The 23,646-nt window shown below is 69.5% G+C and carries 20 protein-coding genes; 11 read left to right on the forward strand and 9 right to left on the reverse strand.

What is annotated here, in order from left to right; genetic code table 11:
• Positions 1 to 208 precede the first annotated feature (208 nt).
• The 4 genes from ACFYXS_RS06145 to ACFYXS_RS06160 all read left to right on the forward strand — a co-directional run bounded on the left by ACFYXS_RS06145 (position 209) and on the right by ACFYXS_RS06160 (position 5,802).
• Complete coding sequence (locus tag ACFYXS_RS06145; RefSeq protein ID WP_389244400.1) at positions 209 to 1,069, forward strand: cupin domain-containing protein; 861 nt, start codon at positions 209 to 211, stop codon at positions 1,067 to 1,069.
• 107 nt (positions 1,070 to 1,176) lie between these two features.
• Complete coding sequence (locus ACFYXS_RS06150; protein WP_389244402.1) at positions 1,177 to 4,149, forward strand: BTAD domain-containing putative transcriptional regulator; 2,973 nt, start codon at positions 1,177 to 1,179, stop codon at positions 4,147 to 4,149.
• Between the two features lie 108 nt (positions 4,150 to 4,257).
• Complete coding sequence (locus ACFYXS_RS06155; RefSeq protein WP_389244404.1) at positions 4,258 to 4,800, forward strand: flavin reductase family protein; 543 nt, start codon at positions 4,258 to 4,260, stop codon at positions 4,798 to 4,800.
• A gap of 114 nt (positions 4,801 to 4,914) precedes the next feature.
• On the forward strand, positions 4,915 to 5,802 hold the full coding sequence (locus ACFYXS_RS06160) for an NAD(P)-dependent oxidoreductase (RefSeq protein ID WP_389244406.1): 888 nt from the start codon (positions 4,915 to 4,917) through the stop codon (positions 5,800 to 5,802).
• 86 nt (positions 5,803 to 5,888) lie between these two features.
• Here the strand turns inward: ACFYXS_RS06160 and ACFYXS_RS06165 are convergent, their stop codons facing one another.
• The 3 genes from ACFYXS_RS06165 to ACFYXS_RS06175 form a co-directional block, all read right to left on the reverse strand.
• Positions 5,889 to 6,473, reverse strand: a complete 585-nt coding sequence (locus ACFYXS_RS06165; protein ID WP_389244408.1) for a carboxymuconolactone decarboxylase family protein — start codon at positions 6,471 to 6,473, stop codon at positions 5,889 to 5,891.
• Between the two features lie 5 nt (positions 6,474 to 6,478).
• Entirely contained in the window at positions 6,479 to 6,766 is a 288-nt protein-coding gene (locus ACFYXS_RS06170) for a hypothetical protein (RefSeq protein ID WP_389244410.1), read from the reverse strand.
• Between the two features lie 108 nt (positions 6,767 to 6,874).
• A complete protein-coding gene (locus tag ACFYXS_RS06175; protein WP_389244412.1) occupies positions 6,875 to 6,991 on the reverse strand; it encodes a 2-oxo acid dehydrogenase subunit E2 in 117 nt (38 codons plus the stop codon).
• A gap of 475 nt (positions 6,992 to 7,466) precedes the next feature.
• Between ACFYXS_RS06175 and ACFYXS_RS06180 the strand changes: the two genes are divergently transcribed.
• On the forward strand, positions 7,467 to 8,885 hold the full coding sequence (locus ACFYXS_RS06180) for an FAD-binding oxidoreductase (RefSeq protein WP_389244414.1): 1,419 nt from the start codon (positions 7,467 to 7,469) through the stop codon (positions 8,883 to 8,885).
• 106 nt (positions 8,886 to 8,991) lie between these two features.
• Here the strand turns inward: ACFYXS_RS06180 and ACFYXS_RS06185 are convergent, their stop codons facing one another.
• From ACFYXS_RS06185 to ACFYXS_RS06195, 3 genes are all read right to left on the reverse strand, one after another.
• Positions 8,992 to 10,392: a M24 family metallopeptidase gene (locus ACFYXS_RS06185; RefSeq protein WP_389244416.1), complete on the reverse strand. Its 1,401-nt coding sequence runs from the start codon at positions 10,390 to 10,392 to the stop codon at positions 8,992 to 8,994.
• An 80-nt stretch (positions 10,393 to 10,472) separates the two neighbouring features.
• The gene (locus tag ACFYXS_RS06190; RefSeq protein ID WP_389244418.1) at positions 10,473 to 11,120 is read right to left on the reverse strand and encodes a helix-turn-helix domain-containing protein; all 648 of its coding nucleotides are present in this window, start codon (positions 11,118 to 11,120) and stop codon (positions 10,473 to 10,475) included.
• A gap of 115 nt (positions 11,121 to 11,235) precedes the next feature.
• Positions 11,236 to 11,994, reverse strand: coding sequence for a hypothetical protein (locus tag ACFYXS_RS06195; RefSeq protein ID WP_389244420.1), 759 nt, complete (start codon positions 11,992 to 11,994; stop codon positions 11,236 to 11,238).
• Between the two features lie 193 nt (positions 11,995 to 12,187).
• On the opposite strand from ACFYXS_RS06195, the gene ACFYXS_RS06200 reads away from it, so the two are divergent.
• The 4 genes from ACFYXS_RS06200 (at position 12,188) to ACFYXS_RS06215 (ending at position 16,920) form a co-directional block, all read left to right on the forward strand.
• Entirely contained in the window at positions 12,188 to 12,997 is an 810-nt protein-coding gene (locus ACFYXS_RS06200; protein WP_389244422.1) for an SDR family NAD(P)-dependent oxidoreductase, read from the forward strand.
• A gap of 118 nt (positions 12,998 to 13,115) precedes the next feature.
• Positions 13,116 to 14,672, forward strand: a complete 1,557-nt coding sequence (locus ACFYXS_RS06205) for a Re/Si-specific NAD(P)(+) transhydrogenase subunit alpha (RefSeq protein ID WP_389244710.1) — start codon at positions 13,116 to 13,118, stop codon at positions 14,670 to 14,672.
• Positions 14,673 to 14,695: 23 nt separating this feature from the next.
• Entirely contained in the window at positions 14,696 to 16,123 is a 1,428-nt protein-coding gene (gene pntB / locus ACFYXS_RS06210) for a Re/Si-specific NAD(P)(+) transhydrogenase subunit beta (RefSeq protein ID WP_389244712.1), read from the forward strand.
• Between the two features lie 74 nt (positions 16,124 to 16,197).
• On the forward strand, positions 16,198 to 16,920 hold the full coding sequence (locus tag ACFYXS_RS06215) for an enoyl-CoA hydratase/isomerase family protein (protein WP_389244424.1): 723 nt from the start codon (positions 16,198 to 16,200) through the stop codon (positions 16,918 to 16,920).
• A 182-nt stretch (positions 16,921 to 17,102) separates the two neighbouring features.
• Here the strand turns inward: ACFYXS_RS06215 and ACFYXS_RS06220 are convergent, their stop codons facing one another.
• The 3 genes from ACFYXS_RS06220 to ACFYXS_RS06230 form a co-directional block, all read right to left on the reverse strand.
• Positions 17,103 to 18,479, reverse strand: a complete 1,377-nt coding sequence (locus ACFYXS_RS06220) for an NADP-dependent succinic semialdehyde dehydrogenase (protein WP_389244426.1) — start codon at positions 18,477 to 18,479, stop codon at positions 17,103 to 17,105.
• Positions 18,480 to 18,791: 312 nt separating this feature from the next.
• A complete protein-coding gene (locus ACFYXS_RS06225; RefSeq protein ID WP_389244429.1) occupies positions 18,792 to 19,475 on the reverse strand; it encodes a GntR family transcriptional regulator in 684 nt (227 codons plus the stop codon).
• The gene (locus ACFYXS_RS06230; protein WP_389244431.1) at positions 19,472 to 19,984 is read right to left on the reverse strand and encodes a VOC family protein; all 513 of its coding nucleotides are present in this window, start codon (positions 19,982 to 19,984) and stop codon (positions 19,472 to 19,474) included. Before ACFYXS_RS06230 ends, ACFYXS_RS06225 begins: the two co-directional genes overlap by 4 nt.
• 132 nt (positions 19,985 to 20,116) lie before the next feature.
• Between ACFYXS_RS06230 and ACFYXS_RS06235 the strand changes: the two genes are divergently transcribed.
• Together ACFYXS_RS06235 and ACFYXS_RS06240 are read left to right on the forward strand one after the other, a co-directional pair.
• Positions 20,117 to 22,306 (forward strand): thiamine pyrophosphate-dependent enzyme, encoded by a 2,190-nt coding sequence (locus ACFYXS_RS06235; RefSeq protein WP_389244433.1) that lies wholly within the window; start codon positions 20,117 to 20,119, stop codon positions 22,304 to 22,306.
• Positions 22,299 to 23,594 carry a dihydrolipoamide acetyltransferase family protein gene (locus ACFYXS_RS06240; protein WP_389244435.1) on the forward strand — a complete coding sequence of 432 codons (1,296 nt, stop codon included), beginning with the start codon at positions 22,299 to 22,301 and terminating at the stop codon, positions 23,592 to 23,594. Before ACFYXS_RS06235 ends, ACFYXS_RS06240 begins: the two co-directional genes overlap by 8 nt.
• The last annotated feature ends 52 nt before the right edge of the window (positions 23,595 to 23,646 follow it).

A 23,646-nucleotide genomic window follows, 5' to 3' on the forward strand; every position in this document is an offset into this window, starting at 1 on the left:
CGGGCCCCCCGCGGGCGCCCGGCTGGGGGGCACCCGGGCCCGCTCACCCCCCCCGGGGGGGGGGGGGGGTGGGCGCCCCCCCGCGCCCCCCACCCGCCCACCCCCCGCCGTCGCCCTGGGCAGAGGGGCGGATGCCCGATGAGGAACAGCAGCAACCAGCGAGGGATGCCTGCCCTGACATCCCTCGCGTGTGGACGGAGAGAATGACATGGCTTATTACATCGCCCGTGCGGCGGACCGGAAGTTCTTCGACGTCGAGGGCGTGCCGGGACTCCGGCAGGCACTCCTGGTCGGACACGAGCAGGGCGCTTCCCACCTGGAAGTGAGCCTGTACGAGCTGGCTCCCGGCGAGACGACGGGCTGGGCCCGCTGCCCGTTCGAGGAGTCGTGGTTCATCGCCGGCGGATCCGGCGAAGCCGCCTTCGCCGGGCTGCGCTACGAACTCGGTTCCGGCGACTACGGTGTGGCACCGGTCGGCGTCGCCCACTCGCTGTCCGCCGGTGAGCAGGGACTGACCTGGCTCGGCGTACGCGCACCGAAGCCGCCCACGTTCGACGGAGCCCGCACCAGCATCGCCGCCAAGCCCGCTCCGGGTGAGAACCTCGGCCGGCCGTCCGAGACGGACCCCCGGCACCGTTTCGTCGGGCACTTCGAGGACTCGGACATGGCGCCGTACGCGCAGCTGTCGATGCCCGGATACCACGGTCCCAACGTCAAGAACATCAGCCTCAGGATGATGGTCGACCAGCTCGTGGGAGCACAGCACCACACGGTCTTCGTGTGCGAGATCGCGCCGAAGTCCGGCCCGGGCAAGGCGGCCAAGGTCCACTACCACCCGTTCGAGGAGATCTACTACTTCACCTCCGGCGGGATGCGCGGCACCCTCGACGGGAACGACGAGGTCATCGAGACGGGTGACCTGGTGTGGGCCGGCACCAACGGCACCCATGGTTTCGTCAACGAGCGCAACGAGCCGGCCCGCTGGATCGAAGTGCAGTCGCCGATTCCTCCCACTTCGGACGGGTTCTTCTTCCCGGACGACTGGCGTAAGGTCCCGGAAGAGAACTGACGATCACGGAGGCTCGACGATCGATGGGTGACTCCGATTCCGATCGGCCAGGCAGCTCGAGGACGCCAGGTCGGCAGCATCGCGCCATCATCAGACGGAAACTGGCCATGCCGGAGCCGGCGCAAGGCGTCGTCGTCCGGGACAGGCTCAGTCAACGGTTGAGAGGGCTGCTCGACCGCCACACCGTGGTGAATGTCTTCGCGACGGCCGGGGCCGGCAAGACCACGGCGGTGGCCCTGGCCGTCCGGGACCTCGACAGACCGGTCGCCTGGTTGTCACTCGACGGTACCGAGCAGGCGGCGGGCCGCCTGCTCGTCTACCTCGAGGCGGCTGTCGAGGGCATCGTCCCGAGCGCGGCCGATGTGGCGACTGATGCCCTGAGCAGCAGTCTCCACATCGGCGAGGCAGCCGGCCTGCTGGCCGAGAGCCTCCAGGGGAGCCGGCTCATCCTCGTGTGCGACAACGTGGAACGGATCGCCCCCGACGAGACCTGCGTCGCCGTGCTGTCGTCCTTCGCCCGCTACCTGCCCTCCGGGGTGAACCTCGTACTGATCTCGCGCGTCGATGTCCGCCTGGACCTCGGATCGACGAGCGAGCGCGATCGGGTGGGTGAACTGGTCGAGAGCGAACTCGCCATCGACGCCCAGGAAGCCGGCGCGGCACTGCGTACGGTCGGCCATGCCGACGTGAATCCGGCTCAAGCGGTGGCGGCGACAGGGGGCTGGGTCACGGGCGTCCTGTTCGAGGGCTGGCGTCACGCGCGGTCGCGCGAACTGGACCCCGACGCGCTGCGGTCCTATGTCGCCGCGAACGTCTTCAACTCGCTCTCCCTGATGGAGAGGACGTTCCTCCTCCACACCAGCCTGCTGGAGGAGGTATCGGTCGAGGGAGCCCGGGCCCTGGGTCAGGAGAACGCGGCGCGGGTCATGGCGAGCCTCCGCGCCCGGCATCTTCCGGTGACGTGGTCCGAGGACGGCTCGCGCATGACGCCGCACCCGGTCTTCCGCGACTTCCTGCACGAGGCCCTGGGCCAGGAGGACGCCACGACGCTCGGCACGGTGCGTCGCAGGCACGCCGAGGTCCTGATCGCCCGCGGCGAGCACGAGGAAGCCGTCGATGAGCTGATCCGGCTCGGCGACCTGGAGGCGGCGGGGCGGCTGGCTGCCGTGGCCCTCCCCAGCCTCGTCGCGCGGATGGACTTCGCGCCGGCGGCACGCTGGCTCGACGCGCTGGGAGCGTCGGCCCGGACCCCGACCGCGGAGATCGGATCCGTCATCCTGCGCGTCGCGTTCGCCCTCGAGCAATGCGACCGCGGCGTCGAACTCGTCGACCGCCACGGATACGACTGGCTTCCCGAGCCGGAGACCCCCGACTGCGAGGAGGCCCACGTCCTGGCCTGCTGGTGCCTTTGGCACCACGGGCGGATCGAGGAGGCGCGGTCCCTCGCGGACCACCTGCCACCGGGCCGGAACCGGCTCATCGCGCAGACACTGATCGCGATGGCCACCGGCGAGAAGCCGCCACCGTTCCCCGACTTCTCGACCACACCGTCCGGCCCACTCGACGGCTTGCTGATGCGGCTCGCCTTCCTGCGCGGCCGCCTCGAAGGACTCGACGACCCGGGATCGTTCGACCCATGGCGCACGATACTCGGCGGCCCTTGGGTCGTCGCCGCGCTGCGCGCCACCGGGCGACTCGATGCCGCGATGTCGATGTTCGAGCCCCGCCGGGGATCGTCGCAACCGGTCTGGCTGCACGCCGTCGACGCCGTCGATCTCATGCTCGACCTCGGCCGAGGAGAGGAGGCCCGCGCCTCCATCGACCGGGGCAGGGAGCTCATCGCGGCGACCGGCTCGAAGGTGTACAAGAACATGAGCCTGCTCGTCGAGGCCAAGCTGTGGCTGCGCCTCAAGGGCGACACCCAACGCGCCCACCGTGTGCTGGCGGAGGCGAGTGCCAACGGAGCCTCGGACTACATCCTCACGCGGGAGACCTGGCAGATGTGGTCGGGTTTGTCGATGCTGCTGCAGAACAGGGACGCCGAGGGGTACGAGCACCTCGCGGAATGCCTCCGCAGCATGCAGCAGGGAGACCGCCATCTCGATCTCCCGACGGCCGCCGCGTACCTGGCCGAGGCCCAGTGGCGGCTCGGCCTGGAGGACGAGTCCGACGCCACAGCCGACCTCGCGATGGTCTCCGCCTCGGCGCACGGAACACAGCACCTGCTGCTGACGGCCCTGGCGGATGTGCCGTCGGTCGCGGCCAGAGCCGCGGACACCAAGGCCAGTCGCATGTCGCCCTGGCACGAGATCCTGGCCGTCCTCTCGGGCCAGCACTCCGTACGCGTGAACGTCAGTACCCCCCGTCTCGTGCTCGAGGAGTTCGGCGAGCCGACCCTCACCGTCGACGGGAACGCGGCTCAGCCCCGGCTGACGAAGAGCGTCGAGCTCCTCAGCTACCTGCTCGGGACACCCGACCGGAGGGCCAGCCGCGAAGAGCTGCTCGGGGCGCTCTTCGCCGGCCGCAATGACGCTGCCGGCCGCAGCTATCTGCGGCAGGCGCTCTACCGGCTGCGCGAGATACTGCCCGAGGGCCTGGGTCCGGCGCAGGACGGCGATCTCTTCCAACTGGTCGGCCCCGCGCTGGCCATGGGTTCGGCACAACGGGCAGTCGACCTCGTCGCCCAAGCGGGGAGACAGACCGGCGAGATCCGCCTCCAGACGCTGACGCACGCCCTCAGCATCGCCGACAGAGGGCCCTACCTCGCGACGGTTTCCGGCGACTGGGTCGCCGAACGTCGCGTGGTCCTGGCCGAGACCTTCCTGGCCGCCCGCGTCGACGCGGCCCAGCTCGCCTGCCGGATGAACCGCTATCGCGAGGCGAAGGCACTCGTCGACCACGTCCTTCGCGAGGATCCGTACCGCGAGCAGGCCTGGCGGCTCGCCATCAAGCTGGCGCACGCCAGCGGCAGCGACGACGCCGTTCTGGCGCTCTACCAGCGGTACGTCGCACGGATGCGGGAACTCGGCGTGCCGCCGTCCGACGAGGTGCGCCGGCTCGTCATGCAACTGCGCCGATAGGGCCCGGCCCGGGCCGATTTCGCGTCGGTAAACATGCCGCCCGTCACACTCGGGCCACCTGACCGAAGGAACGCTCAAGCCATCTCGTTACCGGCAACGGAGGGCATCATGGGTACATCGACCGCGCAGAACATGGCCGCCACCTACCGAGGGGCGATGTCACGGTTCACGACCGGCGTGACGATCGTGACCACCAGGGCTCCGGACGGAGGACCGGCGGGGATGACGGCCAGCGCTGTCGCGTCCGTTTCGCTGGACCCGCTCATGCTGCTGGTGTGCGTCGGGAACACCCTCGCGACGAGGGACGCGATCTCCGGCTCCGGAGTCTTCGCCGTCAGCGTCCTCGCACAGGGCCAGGAGCACCACGCCCTCCGGTTCGCGAGCCGTTGTGACGACAAGTTCGCCGGCATGGGACTGCGCACCGGCCACGACCTCGCCGTCGTCGACGGCGCGGTCGCCTACTTCGTCTGCGACGTGAAGGAAGAGGTCGCCGGGGGAGACCACACGATCTTCATCGGCGAGGTCGTCAGCTGCGGCTACTCCGCCGACTCGGAGCCCCTCGTCTACTTCGGTGGCAAATTCGGCAGCCTCTGCGACCCCCATTCCCACGCGCAGCTCGCGTTCGACTGGCACCTCGCCGCGTCGATGTAGCGGGACGCCGCCCAGGTGCCCGGAACGGCTGTGCGCGCCCCCGCGCGGCGCCGGGCCCGAACCGGAACAACCAACCCTTGCGCAGGTCGCGCATCGTGTCCTCAGGAGTTCAACGTGAACATATCCGTGCTGGGTCTCGGCCAGATGGGATCCGCCATATCCGAACGCCTCATCAGCGCGGGCCACAAGGTCAGCGTCTGGAACCGCTCGAAGGGCAGGGCAGAAGCCCTGGTCGCCAAGGGCGCGATCGAGCTGACCGACCCCGCTGACGCGTGGGCCCGGTCAGAGGTCTGCATCACGATGGTCGCGGACTCCCAGGCCCTGGCCGATGTCGCGCTCGCGCGCGACGGCGGGCTCGTCCACGCCGCGTCCGGCCGGGGCCGGACCCTCATCGACATGAGCACGGTCTCCGCCGAGGTCTCCCGCGAGGTGGCAGCCGCCGCTGCGGAAGGCGGCGTCCAGTACCTGCGCGCCCCCGTCAGCGGAAACCCGGGTGTCGTGCGAGCCGGGAACCTCACGATCATCGCCTCGGGTGAGGACGCCGTCTTCACCTCCATGGAGAGTCTGCTGCGCGACATCGGTCCCCATGTGTTCTACGTCGGCGAGGGCGATGCCGCCCGCGTCATCAAGCTGGCTCTCAACCTCATGGTCGCCGGGACGGCCGAGCTCCTCGCGGAGTGCGTCGCGCTGGCCGAGGGCCACGGCGTCCAACGCGACAAGCTCCTGGAGGTCGTCGGTGCCTCCGCGGTCGCGTCCCCGCTGGTGAAGTACAAGATCGGGCCCCTGCTGTCGGACGACTACACATCGACGTTCAGTGCACGGCTCATGCGCAAGGACCTGGACCTGGCCCTCGAGTCGGCCGCGGCCGGGGGAGTCCCGCTGCCGCTCACCGGCGTCGTGCAGCAGCTGCTCCAGGCCTGCATCTCGACCGGCCTGGGCGAGCTGGACTTCATGGCCCTCCTCATCCGGCTGAAGCGTGAGGCCGGCCAGATTCCCGCCTGACGGCGCGGGCGGCTGCGGCCGCTCCGTACACACCATGAGGCCGGCCAGACCCTGTCTGACCGGCCTCACTGCCTTGCGCGCTGGATTCAGAGCCGGGCCGCCACGGCCGCGGGCGCCTCCGGCATGTCGAGCTCGAAGGCCATGACACGGTGGAAGCGTGACAGCGCGTTCCACATGCTGATGCACATGACGAGCTCCACCAGCTCCGCCGCGCCGAACACCCGCTGCACCTCGTCGTGGACAGGACCCGAGACACCTGTGGGGTCACTGGCCACGGGGACCCGGGGAAGGGAGACCGTCATCTCCTCGGCCAGCCGCAGCGCCAGTCGCTCCTGCTCGGTGAAGCCGTCGAGCTCGCCGTTCGCGACAGCCGCGAGTTCGTCGAGCGCCACCCCCTTGGCCAGCGCGGACGTGCAGCGGTGACTCGCGGTGTAGCGGCAGTGGTTGAGCACGGCGATGCGTACGGCGACCAGCTCCTTGATGCGCTGCTCCAACGCGCCCGGGCCGTTGAGCTGCCCCAGGAACGGCAGGTACTTGGCGAGCAGGCCGGGGCTGTTCCCGATGCCCGCCCAGGTGTTGAGCACGTCGCCGTACATGTTCACCCCCTGCGCGAGAGCGGGTTGGTCGACGGCGGAGAACTGGTCGGACGCGAGGATCGGCACCAGCGACATGGCAATTACCTTTCGACGGTTCCTGCCTGGAAGCGGCAGGTTCGGGGGGAGGGCGGGTCGGACTCCCGGGGGCCGGCTGTGTCCGCGGGCGCGGTCCGGTCACGCGGTGAAGCGCCGGGCTTGCGCAGGCCGATCGCGATGCCCATCGTGGCGTTGAACCAGGGCACCAGGAACGTCAAGGCGACGCGAACCGTGAGTGCCCAGGTGAACGGGGTTTCCCGGACCTGCGAGTACAGGTTGACCATGAACAGGGTCGACCCGACGATCAGGGCGGCGGCGGTTGTCTGCGCCACGGCCCTGCCTCGTACGGCACCGCGCAGGGCCGCACTCCAGGCGACAGGGATGGTCTTCGCTTGAGGGTCATGTTCGGGCAGGCTCATCGCGTCCCTCGACTCTGGACGTCACGTCACGTCACGATCCGCAGCCGGTCCTGCGTCGGACCGATGGAACTCCCGCACCCAGTGGGCCGCGGCCGCACCGTCGACGCGCCGATGGTCCACGGACAGTGTGAAACGCATCGTGTGCGGCAGGGCCTATCGGCCCTGCCGCGGTCGAGGCCGGTGCACGGTCGACCCAAGGCGCCGCGTGAGCCGGGCCAGTGGCGCCGGGTCAGGGTGCGGCTCTCCGGGTTCCGTTGCTCTCTACCGTGGCAGAGAATGGATCCAGTTTCAATCGTCGGCCTAGAAAATCTTGCCTTTTGGGTGGCAGAATGGATCCGAAGTTGTCTCTGGTGGTGGCGACCTGACGTGTGGAGCCTGCCGGCTCGAACCGTGCCCGCGCCGAGCCCGACGGATCGGGCGGCGGTGCCGGAGCGGTCCCACCGACCAGCGAGCCGGGCCGGCGGGAGCGTGTGATGCGTATCCGCGCCATGGCCACTCAGTGTCGGCGGGGTTTCCCACCGGCCCGTCCGCCACTGCTGTCCGCGTCCTGCCGCCCGAAACAGACCGCGAAACCCGGTTTTCCCTTTGCGTATCCCTGACACAGGAGGCCCCCATGAGCGTGTCGACGGAACCCCTCACCCACTCCGACTTCCCCTCCGCCTTCCGCGGCGCGGTGCTGCGGCCCGGCGACGACCAGTACGACGTGGCACGTGCGCTCTACCAAGGCCGTGCCGCCGACGAGGGCCCCGCCCTGATCGCGCAGTGCAGCGACGAAGAGGACGTCGCCACCGTCCTGCGCTACGCCTCCGCCCACGCCGTACCGGTGGCCGTCCGCAGCGGCGGCCACGGCTCCGACGGCTATGCGATGCCCGGTGGCGCGTTGGTCGTCGATCTCTCGGCGATGCGGGCGGTCACCGTCGATCCCGAGACCCGGGTGCTGCGGGCCGAACCAGGCGTCAAGCTCGGTGAGATGGACGCCGCCGCACAGCAGCACGGCCTGGCCGTACCCGCCGGGACGGTCAGCAGCACCGGCGTCGCCGGGCTGACTCTGGGCGGCGGCATCGGCTTTCTCATGCGCCGCTACGGCGCCACCGTCGACAATCTGCTGGCCTGCGACATGATCACCGTGGACGGCCGCAAGGTCCGCGCCGACGAGACCGAGAATCCGGAGCTGTTCTGGGCGCTCCGCGGCGGGGGCGGCAACTTCGGGGTCGTCACCTCGCTCGAGTACCGCGCGCATCCGGTGGGCCCCGACGTCGTCGCCGGGCAGTTGATCTTCCCGTTCGACCAGGCCGCCGACGTCCTCGGCAGGCTGTCGGCGCACCTGGCGACAGCCCCGCGGGAGCTGGGCCTGCTGGTGGCGATCGCTCCCGCCCCGCCGCTGCCGATGCTGCCCGGGCACGTGCACGGCAAGCCGGTGCTGATTCTCGTCGTGGTCCACACCGGAGAGCCCGCCGCGGCCCATGAGGTCGTTCAGTCGCTCGCCGCGCTCGGCCAACCGCTCGCCAACCTGGTCACGGAGACCACCTGGGTCCGGGCGAACAGCATGCTCGACGCCGTCGCCCCCTACGGCATGCGCATGAACCTCCGCGGCGGGTACTTGTCGACGCTGTCAGCCAGTGCCGTCGACGTGCTGCTGGAGAATGTCGCAGCCGTGCCGCCGAACCCCGGCATCATCTACTCGATCAACATCTCGTTCATGGGCGGCGCGATCTGCGAGGACGTCGACGAGGACGCCATGGCCTTCTCCCGTGAGGGAGCAACCTGGCTGTGGGAATCCATCTGCAAGTGGGACGCGCCCGAGCACGACGCGCAGTACGACGCATGGGCGACGACCCTCACCGAGGCGATGCGGCCGCACGCCCTGACCAACGGGTACATCAACCTCACCGACGACCTGGGCGAAGAATGGCGCCGCGGAGTGCACGGCAGCGACGCCAAGCACCAGCGGCTGCGTTCGGTCAAGGCTGCCTGGGACCCCCACAACCTGCTGCGCTTCAACAAGAACATCGCCCCTGGGACCACCGACTGACTCCGGCAGCCCGGACACCCTCAGGTCCGCGGCCTCTGCGCGCGATGCGCAAACGCGATCCCCCACCCCGTCCACGTGGACGGCCGGTGGGGGATCGCGTTCGCGGTCAGAGGGCGGCGGTGTCGTTCCGGTGGCTGGAACGGCTCCCGGTGAGCGTGTTCAGATGCGACTGGGAGTCGCGCTGGGTCGACAGCGGCCCCGAGACGGTGAAGTAACGCTGGCCGGCGACGAGAAGCTCCTCCGCCGGGAACTTGGTGATCACCTCGCACCCGTCGGCGGTCACCACGAGTTCCTCCTCGATCCGGGCCGCGCCCCAGCCGTCCTTCGACGGCCAGTAGGTCTCCAGCGCGAAGACCATGCCCTCCTCGAGCACCTCGGGGTGCTCGAGGGACACCAGCCTGGAGAACACCGGCTTCTCCCAGATCGACAGCCCGACACCGTGGCCGTACTGGAGCGCGAAGGCCGCCTCCTCGTCGGCGAACCCGAACTCCTGGGCCGTCGGCCACACCGACACGATGTCGGCCGTCGTGGCTCCGGGCCGGACGAGGCTGATCGCCTCGTCCATGTACTCGCGGCACCGTGTGTAGGCGTCGCGCTGGGCGGAGGAGGCGCTGCCGACGGCGAACGTGCGGTAGTAGCAGGTGCGGTAGCCGTTGTAGCTGTGCAGGATGTCGAAGAACGCCGGATCCCCGGGCCGCACGATGCGGTCGGAGAAGACGTGGGGGTGCGGTGCGCACCGCTCGCCGGAGATCGCGTTGACGCCTTCGACGAACTCCGAGCCGAGGTCGTAGAGGGTCTTGGCCACCACGCCCACGCACTCGTTCTCGCGCACGCCCGGCCGGAGGAACTCGTAGAGGTTCTCGTAGGCGGCGTCGACCATCGAGCAGGCGTGGGTGAGCAGATGGATCTCGTCGCGCGTCTTGATGCGTCGCGCCTCCAGGAACACCTGCTGGCCGTCCACTACCGTGATGCCCGCGTTCTGCAGGGCCATCAGGACCGGGAGCTCGATGACGTCGACGCCGAGCGGCTCGTCCAGGAGGCCGTAGAGCTCGAGCTCGTGCTTGATCTTCCGGGCGACGGAGTCGGCCATCCCGACCAGGGGATTGATGGCGCCGCGCAGCGTCGAGATACCGGCGCGGGCGCCGCTCGGGTTGCGGGCGTCGGTGCCGTGGTGGGCCGCGTGCGGATCGCCGTCGGACTGGGCCTTGGAGTAGTCCAGCCACGGGTTGTACAGCTGGTGGTGCTTGGCGGCTGAACCGAAGTCCCAGACAATCGGCTCGCCTCCCCTGACCAGCAGGGAGAACCGGATCATCTTGTCGATGGCCCATGTGCCGATGTTCGTCGAGGTCATGTAGCGGATGTTGGCGAAGTCGAAGGCCAGCACGGCGCCGAGGTCGGACTGCTCCAACGACTCGCGCAGACGGGCCAGCCGTTCGTCGCGGAGCCTGCTCATGTCGACGCGGGTTTCCCAGTCGACTGCGTTCGGGCCAAACGTCGGTATCGCCATCACACGTCCTTTGCCAAGCGGACAGTTGCGGGTATGGGGGACGCACGCGCATCGTCCACACTCCGAGTGGTGGCGCGTGTTCAGTGTGACTTAACACCTGAGGGGCGGGCGACGTCAACCATGACGGGGGCCGGGTTCTCCGTCGCCGGGCCACCGTTGCCGGCGACCACATACCACAGGCCGCTGGCCGGCTCGTCGCTCTCGTTCACGTACAGGTGGGGGACGGCGGAGTCGAAGCTGATGGACGAGCCGGGTTCCAGGGTGTGAGTCTCGAAACCGAGGCGGACGGTCAGGCGCCCCGACGTCAGATAGCCGTACTCCCGGCCCTGGTGACTCATCAGCCCTCCGTTCGTCGAGGAGCTGCTGCCCGGCGGGTAGGTCACGAGCAGCGCGTCGACGAGCGGGTCGGGGCTGGGAGTGAGCCGCTCCCAGGTGACGCCGCTGTCCATGACGAGGACGGCCCGGTTCTCGGGCGTGACGACGGGCGACGCGGGGGCCGTCACCGGGCCGGGACCGCGCTGCGCTCCCGGTCCGGCGAGGAGCTGGTCCAGCGAGATCGAGAGTTCGGACACCAGGGCGTAGAGGGTGGCCACCGAGGGTTCGCAGTGCCCGTTCTCGATCTGGGACAGCATGCTCGGTGAAATGCCGACGCGGCGGCTCAGTTCACGAACGCTGAACTTGGCCTCGGTGCGGGCGGTGCGCAAGCGGGCGCGTGCTTCGGGTTCCACGGGTCCGTTCCCTCCTCGATCCCGCATGCGGCACACGGGCACTCGTCGACGGGCGTCGGACGGCGCCCGGACTGCTGTGCAGTAATACTAAACGAGGGAGAGGGTGCTCGGCCCGTCAGGCTCGCCTCACGAACGTCACCTCGACGTGGCTGCCGGTCCGCGCCGTGCTCATGACTCCGACCGTGCGGTCCTGGCACACGCGAAGGGCGCACGGGTGACGGTCGACGCAGCCGAGATAGCGCCCGGGCGCGGGGCGCGCGAACTCGGACGAGATCAGCAGCCGGCCGTCGTCGCCCACGGCAGCCGGAAGGACGAGGGAGGCCCCCAGCAGGTCGGCGGCCTCTTCGACGTCGCCCTCGTCGATCAGCCGGCGGATGCGCGTCGACGAGATCGGCTCACCGGCCGGACCCCGCCTGACCAGCGGGACGACCCGGGTGCTCAGCCCGGGATACCGGTCGAAAGTGGCGGTCGTCCCGGCACCCCGGGCGCCGAATCGAAAGCCCTGGCCGACACTGATGAACTCCGCCCCGAGCCGGTCGACAAGCACGCCTTCGACGAAGTCCTCGGCGGAAAGACGAGACCAGGCGTGGTCGAACGGGACGATCGCCACACGCCGGATCCCCAGGGCACGGAGCTTCTGGAGCTTCCGCCGGCGATCGCTGAGCAGGCCCGGTACCCGGCCTGGCGCGAGCACCCGCATCGGGTGCGGGTCGAAGGTGAGCACCGTGTCGCACCCGCGCAGGACCTGACGGTGGCCCAGGTGGACGCCGTCGAAGGTCCCCAGCGCAACTTTGGCGCGTGCGCCTGTTCCAGCGGTGCGGCCACTGCCGGTGTCCCGCTTCCCGGGCGGGATCCCGACGCTGAGGACCTCCATGACTCACCTCTCTTCCAGCCTCGGATCGGCTGCGCGCCGGACAGTGTGTGCCCCGCGCCGTTAACCGTTCGAAAGGTGCGACGAGGCCCGGCAGCCCGCGTGTGAAACGGGCGTTAGCCGTGCTTGCAGCGGCCTCGGCGCTTCGGTCCACTCTCTGGCAGACGCAACACAGCGCTGACTGGAGGAATCGAACATGGCTGCAGGTTGGAATTTGGAGGGCCGCACGGCTTTCGTGACCGGTGGTAGTCGAGGCCTGGGCTTCGCCATCGCACAGGCGCTGCTCGAGCGTGGCGCCAAGGTGGCGATCGCAGCCAGGGACGAAGCCGCCGTCAAGGCCGCGGCCGGCCGGCTCAGCGCAGGAGCCGGCGCCGAGGACGTACTCCCGGTCGTCATGGACGTCACCGACGCGGACTCCGTCAACGGCGCGCTGGCAGAGGTGCACGCCTGGCAGGGCGGCATCGACATCCTCGTGAACAACGCGGGCCCCCAGCTCGCGCCGTCCACCCTGGACAACGTCGACGAGACGGTCGTCGCGGCGGCCTTCGACACGAAGCTGCTCGGGTTCCTTCGTGTCTCGCGGGCCGCTCTGCCGTTCCTGAGCCGGAATGGCAGCGGCGCCATCGTCAACGTCGTCGGTGCCACCGCACACGCGGTGATCCCCAACACCGGCCCCACGGCCATCGTGAACGCGGGCGTGGTCGCGCTCACCAGCTACCTGGCGAGCGAGGCGGCTCCGAGCAACATCCGGGTCAACGCGATCTCCCCCGGGATGACCAGGACCGAGGGCTGGCTCACCAAGACCGAGGCCATGGGCAAGCAGCAGGGCAAGAGCGCGGAAGAGGTCCGGGCCGGCATGGCCAAGGGGCTCGGCATCCGCCTCGACCGCTGGGCCGAGCCCACCGAGATCGGCTCCGCCGCGGCGTTCCTGGCGTCCGACGACGCCTCCTACGTGACCGGTCAGGTCCTGCGTGTCGACGGCGGGCTGTCGAAGCCCGTCGCCTGATCCCGGGCACCCGGGCAATCGCCGTCCAGGGCCCGCACTCGCCCTGGACGGCGCTCATGGTTCGCGTACCCGAGGTCCGCCGAGTGCCCCGCAACATCGACAGCCTGGAGTCATGGGAATGTTGATCGGAATCGTGAGCGAAGCCCGCCGCGGCGAGACGCGCGTTGCCGCGACTCCAGCCACGGTGGTCCAGCTGGTGAAGCTGGGGTACGACGTCGTGGTGGAGCCGGGTGCCGGCGCGTTGTCGCGACTCCCGGACGAGGCGTACGCCGAGGCCGGTGCGAGCATCGGCGACCCGCTGGCAGCGGACGTCGTGCTCGGTGTGAACGCCCTCTCGCCGGAGCAGTTGGACGGGCTGAAGCCGGGAGCGACGGTCGTCGGCATCATGAGCCCGGCGTTGAACCCGGCGCTGGTGGAGGACCTGGCGAAGCGGCCGATCACGGCGCTGGCGATGGACGCGGTCCCGCGTATCTCCCGGGCGCAGTCATTGGACGTGTTGTCGTCGATGGCGAACATCGCGGGATACCGGGCGGTGGTGGAGGCAGCTCACGTCTTCGGACGGTTCTTCACCGGCCAGGTCACGGCCGCGGGCAAGGTGCCGCCGGCCAAGGTCCTCGTCTGCGGCGCCGGGGTGGCCGGTCTGGCCGCGATCGGCGCGGCGGGAAGCCTGGGCGCCGTCGTGTACGCCACCGACCCACGGCCGGAGGTCGCCGACCAGGTCAGGTCGCTGGGCGGTGAGTACCTCTCGGTCGAGCCCGAGGACGCCGGCGAGCTGGAGGTGTCCGCGACGGGCTACGCCAAGGAGATGTCGCGGGACTACAACACCCGCGCGGCCCAGCTGTACACGGACCGGATCGCCGGGATGGACATCGTGATCACGACGGCGCAGATCCCCGGCCGGCCCGCGCCGACGCTGATCACCGCGGACATGGTGGCGGCGATGAGGTCGGGCAGCGTGATCGTGGACATGGCCGCCGCGAGCGGCGGCAACGTCGAGGGCATGGTCAGGGACAAGGCGGTGGTCACGGCCAACGGCGTGACGATCATCGGCTACACCGACCTGCCCGGCCGGTTGCCCGCCCAGGCCTCCCAGCTGTACGGCACCAACCTGGTCAACCTGATCAAGCTGATGACGCCGGACAAGGACGGCCTGCTGGTCCTGGACTTCGACGACGTGGTGCAGCGGTCGATGACCGTGGTCCGCGACGGCGAGTCGACCTGGCCGCCGCCGCCGGTCCAGGTGTCGGCCGCTCCAGCGGCCGCTTCCGCTTCCGCGTCCTCCGGGGCGAAGCCGGTAGCGCCGCAGGCGAAGCCGGTGTCGGCCGAGCGGCGGTTCGCCGCGGTCGGGGTCGGTGCGACCGTGCTGTTCCTGCTCGCGGCCCTGTCCCCGGCGGCACTGCGGGGACACCTGACGGTGTTCGCGCTGGCGATCGTGATCGGCTACTACGTGATCGGGCATGTCCACCACGCCCTGCACACGCCCCTGATGAGCGTGACCAACGCGATCTCGGGAATCATCGTGGTCGGCGCCCTGATGCAGATCGGGCACGGTGACGCCGCCCATGGCGACGCGGTCACGGCGCTGTCGACGATCGCGATCCTGCTGGCCTCGGTCAACATCTTCGGTGGCTTCTCGGTGACCCGCCGGATGCTCTCCATGTTCTCGAGAAGCTGAAGGGCCCTGCCATGTCTGACCTCATGTCCGTCGAGGCCGCCGCGGCGGGTGCCTTCATCGTCGCGGCCCTGCTCTTCATCCTGGCGCTGGCCGGACTGTCCCGTCACGAGACCGCCAAGGCCGGCAAGACCTTCGGCATCGCCGGCATGGCGGTGGCGTTGGCCGCGACGATCGGGCTCGCGGTCCACCGTGACATCTCCGGAGCCGGTCTGGCGTTGATGATCGGCGCCGTGGCGATCGGTGCCGCGATCGGGCTGTGGCGGGCCCGGGTCGTGGAGATGACCGGGATGCCCGAACTGATCGCCCTGCTGCACTCCTTCGTGGGACTGGCCGCGGTGCTGGTGGGCTGGAACGGCTACCTGAACGTCGAGGCCACCCTGGACGGCCCGGTCGGTGCCGAGGCCAAGGTGCTGGAGGCCCAGGAGCTGCTCGGGATCCATTCCGCCGAGGTGTTCATCGGCGTGTTCATCGGCGCGGTCACCTTCACCGGCTCGATCGTGGCGTTCCTGAAGCTCTCGGCGCGGATCAAGTCGTCGCCGCTGATGCTGCCCGGCAAGAACATCCTCAACCTCGGTGCCCTGGCCGCGTTCGCGGTGCTGACCACGTGGTTCGTGATCGACCCGGCGCTGTGGCTGCTGATCGCCGTCACGGCCGTCGCGCTGGCCCTGGGCTGGCACCTGGTCGCCTCGATCGGCGGCGGTGACATGCCCGTCGTGGTCTCGATGCTCAACTCCTACTCCGGCTGGGCGGCCGCGGCGTCGGGATTCCTGCTGGAGAACGACCTGCTGATCATCACCGGCGCCCTGGTCGGCTCCTCGGGCGCCTACCTGTCCTCCGTCATGTGCAAGGCGATGAACCGGTCCTTCCTCTCCGTGATCGCCGGCGGGTTCGGCATCGAGGCCGGCCCGGCCGACGACAAGGACTACGGCGAGCACCGCGAGATCACCGCCGAGGGAGTCGCCGAGCTCCTCGGGTCGGCCCAGTCGGTGATCATCACCCCCGGCTACGGCATGGCCGTGGCCCAGGCCCAGTACGGCGTCGCCGAGCTGACCCGCAAACTCCGGGACCGGGACGTCGACGTGCGCTTCGGCATCCACCCGGTCGCGGGCCGGCTGCCGGGCCACATGAACGTGCTGCTCGCCGAGGCGAAGGTCCCCTACGACATCGTGCTGGAGATGGACGAGATCAACGGCGACTTCGACGACACCACCGTCGTCCTCGTCATAGGCGCCAACGACACCGTCAATCCCGCCGCCGCCGAGGACCCTGACTCACCCATCGCGGGCATGCCCGTACTCCAGGTCTGGAACGCCGAGAACGTCATCGTCTTCAAACGCTCCATGGCCTCCGGGTACGCCGGCGTCCAGAACCCGCTCTTCTACCGCGAGAACTCCGCCATGCTCTTCGGCGACGCGAAAGACCGCGTCGAAGACATCCTCCGAGTCCTCTGACACCCCGGCGTGAACGCGGTGGCGACGCGCCGTCTTCGACCGACAGACCAGAACGAAGTGAGAGGACTCGGATGATGACGAACGGCGAGGACGGCGTCTGGAGTGGCGCCGTGGAGCAGGAAACGATCGGTGCCATCAGCGTCCTGACCCTTCGCAACGGCGAGCGGAACCTGCTGAACCCAGCCATCCTCACCGACATCCGCACCCGGCTGCAGGAGTGCGACGACAACCCGGACATCCGCGCTGTCCTGCTCACCGGCGCGGGTGAGACCTTCTGCGGCGGCCTCGACATCGCTCCCATCAAGGCGGGTGCCGACCCGGCCCCGTTCGGCAGGGCACTGATGGAGACCCTCCGGATCTTCCCTCGGCTGGGTCTGCCGGTCGCGGCCGCCGTCAACGGCGACGCGCTCGCCGGGGGCGCCTCGTTCGTCGCGGCCTGCGACTTCGCCGTCGCGGTGGACACCGCGCGCATCGGCACGATGGAGGTCAGCGCCGGGATGTGGCCGATGATCGCGCAAGTGCCCATCATCCACCGGCTCGGGCCGCGCCTGGCGATGGAGAACATAGGTTCCGGCGAGCCGTTCACCGCCGAGCGGGCCCGCGAGGTCGGTCTCGTGCAGGCCGTGGTCGAGGCCGGCCGGGCAGCTGCGGTCGCCAGGGAGTGGCTCGACAAGGCACTGCGGGCGGCCGGCGCTGGTGCCCCAGGCCGTCGCTCCGTCTACGAGTTGGCGTCGATGTCGTACGACGACGCGTTCGACGCGGCGCTGCCACGCTTCACCGGGCTTTTCGGCCACTGACCCCTCGGCAGGCCGCGCGGGTGACGTGCGACGATCCCAACCTCGTCCGGAAGGGCGAGGTTGGGATCGTTTGCGGGTCCTGAGTCACGTGCCCGCGCCGATGACGACGGGACCGGGCGCGAGGAGCCGGCAGGCAGTGCCAGGACCCCTCGCGCCCAGCCCGGGGAAACCGAGCGTTCCCGTCAGCTCTTCCAGACCGTCTTGAGGTTGCAGAACTCCCGGATGCCTTCCGCGGCGAGTTCGCGGCCGATGCCGGAGTCCTTGATGCCGCCGAAGGGCAGCTGGGGGTAGGAGACGGTCATCCCGTTGACGAAGACGGCACCGGCCGTGAGACGGCTGATCAGGAACCGCTCCTCGTCCGGGTCGTCGGTCCACACCGACGAGCTCAGGCCGAACGTCGTGTCGTTGGCGAGCCTCACGGCCTGCTCGACGTCGTCGACCCGGTGGACCACCGCCAGGGGACCGAAGGCCTCCTCCCGGTACACGCGCATCTCGGGGGTGACCTCCTCCAGCACGGCCGGCTCGAAGAACCACCCCTTGGTTCCGACCGCCGACCCACCGCACCGCAGGACGGCACCCTTCGCGACGGCGTCGCCGACCAGGCCGACGAGCTCGCGCCGGCCGGACTCCGTGGCGATCGGCCCGATCTCGGTCTGCTCGTCGAGCGGGTCGCCGACGGTCAGCGCCTTCGTGCCCGCGACGAAGGCCTCGACGAACTCCTCGTACACGTCCGTGTGGACGATGAACCGCTTGGCCGCGATGCAGGACTGACCGTTGTTGATGGTGCGGGCGGTCACGGCGGTGCGGGCGGCCGCGCCGACATCGGCGGAGGACAGCACGACGAACGGGTCGGACCCGCCCAGTTCCAGCACGACCTTCTTGACCTCGGAGCCGGCGACGGCCGCCACCGACCGGCCGGCCGGCTCCGAACCGGTCAGCGTCGCGGCGGCGACGCGCCGGTCGCGGAGGACCGGCTCGACGTCGGCCGCTCCGATGAGGAGCGTCTGGAACGACCCGGAGGGGAAACCCGCCCGTTCGAAGAGCGTGTCGAGGTACAGCGCGGACTGCGGCACGTTCGAGGCATGCTTGAGGAGGCCGACGTTGCCGGCCATCAGCGCGGGCGCCGCGAAGCGGATCACCTGCCACATCGGATAGTTCCAAGGCATCACGGCGAGGACGACGCCGAGGGGCTCGTACGTCGTGTACGCAGCCGAGGCTCCGACCGTGCCCGGGTCGGCGAGTGGCTGGTCGGCCAGCATGCTCTCGGCGTTGTCGGCGTAGAACCGCATCGCGTAGGCGCACTTGAGGACTTCTCCGCGGGCCTGCGCGATGGGCTTGCCCATCTCGATCGTGAGCATGCGCGCGGTGTCGGCCGCTTCGGCCTCGACGAGGTCCGCGGCTGCCCGCATCCAGCGGGCGCGTGTGGCGAAGTCGGTCGCCCGCAGCGCAGCGACCGCGGCCTCCGCTCGCGCCAGCCGCTGATCGACCTGTTCCTTCGTGAGTGAGGCGAACTCTGCGACGAGCTCACCTGTAGCGGGGTTGACAGTGGCGATGGGCACGGTGCTCTCCTCGTGGGGTGGGGCTCTCCATGATTCTTGATTGGATCCATTCTAGGTTCGGTGGAAGAGGTGTGCCAGGGTAAAGGTGCAGCGATTTCGTTTCGCGTGACCATAATTGGATACATTCATGGGCGCGCAGGCTGCGTCTCGGAGCAGTTCGCGATGCGTCGGGAGGGGTGGCCGCGTGCGCGCCGGATCCAGGGCGCGCCGACATTCACCCCTGGGCCGCGGGGTGTTCGGGAGGGTGTTCGGAGGACCGGCCTCGACCGGCTCGGCCTGGGTGCGGACGCCGTCGCGGGAGTCCGCCCCGCGTCAGCGCTTTTCGGTGAAGAGTTCGGAGTGCGCGGTGAGTTCGACCCTCGTACGACGGATGTGCCCCGTGAGGTACCGCTCGCCGTCCTCAGGATCGCGGCGCCGCACGGCGTCGAGGATCAGCCGGTGTTCGGCGTTGACGATCGTGGCCCGGTCGGGGTCCGTGAGCACCATGAACGCACGGCGGTAGTGCTGGGTCGAGTTCCACAGCCGCTCCGTCATCGCCAGCAGGTGGTCGCTGGGGCAGCCCGCGTAGGTGGTCATGTGGAAGTCGCGATCCAGCAGAAGGAACCGATTGACGTCGCTCTGGTTCTCGATCTCGTCCTGGACGCGCTCCAGATGGGCGAAGTGGTGATCCGTGAGGTGGGGGAGGCTCTCGGCGAGTGTCAGCGGCTCGAGTCGCTCGCGCATCCGGTAGTACGTGTTCACGTCCTGGAGGCTGAGCACGGGAACCCGCGACCCGCGATTGGGGAACGACTCGGCGAGACCCTCGGACTCCAGGATCCGCAGCGCTTCGCGGACCGGGATGCGGCTCGTGCCGAGGCGCTCGGCGAGTTCGTCCTGGCGCAGCCACGTGCCGGGAGTCAGTTCGCCCGCGAGGATCTCCTCGCGGAGGGTGCCGGCGATGCGCTGACTGCTGACGCTGTCCGATCCGCGCGGATCGCGAGCGTGCTCAGGAGTCAAGAGCGGTCACCTCTGAACGTGGACGGGTCGCGGTCGAAGGCCTTGCCGCCAGGATAGGACACCAGCTCAAAGTGCATCCCCCACGGCGAGAGGAAGTAGACCCACCGCTGCCCCTCCGACGGGCCGGAGCTGACGGTCGGGTCGCCCAGCACGGGAACGTCCCTCGCTCGCAGGTACGACACGGCTTCGTCCAGGTCCTCGACGTACAGCGCGACATGGTGACCGCCGACGTCGCTGTTGCGCGGGACGACCTGCTGCTGCGCCTCCGCCCGGTACTCGAAGACCTCGAACACGGCCTGTTCGCCGCACCGGTAGAAGCGCAGTTGGCGCATGACCGTGCTCGCGTCCACGTTCAGGTGTTCCGACATCCAGTCGCCTGCCGAACGGAACGGGCCGAGCGAGTACAGGTACTCGCAACCCAGGACGTCCACGAGCCAGGCGTGCGCCTGGTCCAGGTCCGGCACCGTGAATCCGATGTGGTCCAGGCGCATGAGGCCGGGTAGAGCCATGGTCTTCCTCCTTTGGATACAAACATGTCCCATGGTGGCGTCTCTAGTACTGAAAGTCGAGCGTGGTCTTGTAATTGGATCCAACCTTGTGGCAGGGTCGGGTGCACTCCGGTCGACTGAAGGGGGCTCCCCATGCCTGCGGAACACCAACTCGAAGCGAAGGCCGCGTGGTCGGAGTTCGTCGTCACACAGGACGACTGGGACGCCGCGGCTCCCGACCTCCTGACGGGCATGTTCAGCCAGCTGGTGCTGATCCGGACCTTCGAGGAGTACGTCCTGGAGCTCGCCGCGGACGGGCTCATCCACGGCCCCGCGCACTCCAGCATCGGCCAGGAGGGCGGCGCGGTCGGCGCGTGCTTCGCCCTGACCTCGGAAGACACCGTGAACGGGTCGCACCGTGGCCATCACCAGTTCCTCGCCAAGGTGCTCGCCCATCTGCACCCCAAGGGCATGGACCCCACGAAGCCGATCCCCGAGGACGTGCGGGCCGTGCTCCTGCGCAGCCTGCGCGAGATCTGCGGACTGGACCAGGGCTTCAGCCACGGTCGAGGCGGCAGCATGCACCTCCAGTGGCACGAGGCCGGCGCCATCGGGACCAACGCGATCGTCGGTGGCGGGGTGCCGCTCGCGGCCGGATCCGCGTGGGCCCACAAGAAGGCCGGCACCGATGCGGTGACCTTCACGTTCTTCGGCGACGGCGCGATCAACATCGGATCCACGCTGGAAACCCTCAACCTCGCGGCGGCGTGGTCGCTGCCCTTGTGCTTCTTCGTCGAGAACAACCTGTACGCCGTCTCCACCCACGTCTCCGAAGTCACCGCCGAGCCACGGCTGTCCGGCCGCGGCCCGGGCTTCGGCATCCGCAGCTGGAAGGTCGACGGCATGGATCCGCTGGCCGTCCACCTGGTGACGCAGCAGGCCCTCGCCCACATGCGCCGCGGTGACGGCCCGACGGTCATCGAAGCCGACGTGTACCGCTACTTCCACCAGAACGGCCCCTTTCCCGGTTCGGCGTTCCGGTACCGCACCAAGGAAGAGGAAGCGCAGTGGCGCGCCCGGGATCCGATCGACACCCTGGTCGACCACCTGGTGCGACGCAGGATCCTCACCAAGAGGGCGGTCGCCGAGACGATCAAGCGCGCCAAGACCCTGATGTCCGAACTCGGCGACGTCCTCCTGGAACCGCGGCAGGGCGGCAAGCCGGGGGAGCGACGTATCCGGCCCTCCGAGTGGCCGGACCCGGCGTTCGTCGACCAAGGTGTCCGGGGCGACCTGTCGGAGCTGGCCGGGATCGAGTTCACCGACACCGAGGACTTCGCCGGCGGCCTGACCGACGTCAAGTTCATCGGCGCCGTCGCCGGCGTGATGGGACGCCGCATGGAGACCGATCCTCGTGTCGTGGTCTTGGGGGAGGACGTGCACCGGCTCAACGGCGGCACCAATGGCGCCACCCGCGGCCTGAGCGAGCAGTTCCCCGACCGCGTGCTGGGGACCCCGATCTCGGAGAACGCGTTCGCCGGCCTCGGCGGCGGACTGGCCCTGGACGGCCGGTTCCGCCCGATCGTCGAGTTCATGTACGCCGACTTCATGTGGGTGGCGGCGGACCAGCTGTTCAACCAGATCGGAAAAGCCCGCCACATGTTCGGAGGTGAGGGCAAGGTGCCGTTCGTCCTGCGCAGCAAGGTCGCCACCGGTACCGGGTACGGATCCCAGCACTCGATGGACCCGGCAGGCATCTTCGCGACGGCGGCGGGCTGGCGCATCGTCGCTCCGTCGACGCCGTTCGACTACGTCGGCCTGATGAACACGGCTCTGGCCTGCGACGACCCGGTCGTGGTCCTCGAACACGTGGACCTGTACAACTCCAGCGGTCCCGGACTGCCGGACAACTACGACCACTACCTCCCGGTCGGCAAGGCCGCCGTACGCCGCGAGGGCGCGGCCATGACCATCCTCACGTACCTGTCGACGACGCAGGCCGTCCTCACCGCCGTCGAACAGACGGGAGTGGACGCCGAGGTCATCGACCTGCGCTGGCTGGACCGGGCCAGCCTGGACTGGGACACCGTCACCCGGTCGGTGCGGAAGACCAACAACGTGCTCATCGCCGAGCAGGGCGCCCTCGGCACCTCCTACGGTGGCTGGCTCGCGGACGAGATCCAGCGCCGGCTGTTCGACTGGCTCGACGCCCCGATCGAGCGCGTCACCGGTGGCGAGGCGTCACCGAGCATCAGCAAGGTACTGGAGCGTGCCGCGTTCGCCTCCACGGAGGAAGTCGTCGCCAAGCTCCGCGAGATCGCGCAGGGGCAGAACAATGGCTGAGATCCTGCGCATGCCCGAGGTCGCCGCCAACACGACAGAGGCGATCCTGGAGTCCTGGAACGTCGGCCTGAACACCCCTTATGCGGCCGGCGACACGATCGTCACGGTGGAGACCGAGAAGGCCGCGGTCGACGTGGAAGCCGAGAAGGACGGAGTCCTGCTGCGCCTCCTGGTCGAAGCGGGCACGACAGTGGCGGTGGGTACACCGATCGCGGTCTGGAGTGCTTCGGAGGAGCCGGCGTCCGAGGTCGACGCCCTGATGGCCTCGCTGGGTATCGGAGAAGCGCCGGCGACGACCACCGCCGCACCGGCATCGGTACCGGTACCGGCACCGGCAGAGCCCGCGACGCCGGGGGGCACGGTCACTCCGCCGCCCGCCGTCGCGGCCCCGGACAGCAGCGAGCGCATCTTCGCCAGCCCGCTGGCGAGACGTCTCGCGCGGGAACTCGGAGTCGATCTGAACGCTGTGACGGGCAGCGGCCCGCACGGACGAATCCGGCGCGCCGACATCCAAGCGGCCGCCGTCACCTCCGTGGAGCCGGAGGAGACGCTGCCGGCCGACGACACCACCGCGGAGGCCCCGCGAAACGAGACAGCGGCCGTCGGCGCGCGATTCGTCGACGTGCCCAACACACGGATGAGGTCGGCGATCGCCCGCCGGCTGACGGAGAGCAAGCAGAACACGCCGCACTTCTACCTGCGCGCCGGCGCACGCGTCGACGCATTGCTCGAACTGCGGCAGCGGATCAACGCAGGTCAGGGCGTGAAGACTTCGATCAACGACCTGCTCGTCAAGGCGATCGCGTCCGCACACACGAGCGTTCCCGCGATGAACACGCAGTGGAACGGCACCTCGATCCGGCACTTCTCGGACGTCGACATCGCTGTGGCCGTCGCCACCGACGGCGGGTTGGTCACCCCGGTGGTCCGCGGCGTGGACTCCCTGTCGATGAGCGGCGTGGCCAAGGCCACGAAGGACCTGATCGCCCGTGCGAAGGAGCGCCGGCTCCGGCAGGACGAGCTGGAAGGCGGCACGATCACGATCACCAACCTCGGCATGTACGGCACCGAGGACTTCGCGGCGATCATCAACCCGCCGCAGGCCGCGATCCTGGCCGTCGGCGCGATACGGCAAGAGGCGGTCGTCGACGAGGGTGCGGTCACGGTCGCGTCCGTTCTGCGACTGACCCTCGCCGTCGACCACCGGTCGGTGGACGGCGCCACCGCGGCCGAGTGGATGAAGGCGTTCGTCGACGTCCTCGAGCACCCGCTCCGGATCCTGCTGTGAGTGCCGGCGCACGCGAAGGCGCGGACAGGGCGCACGGAGTGCTGCGCTGCCA

The organism is Streptomyces sp. NPDC002574, from assembly GCF_042889545.1.
GTDB lineage: Bacteria > Actinomycetota > Actinomycetes > Streptomycetales > Streptomycetaceae > Actinacidiphila.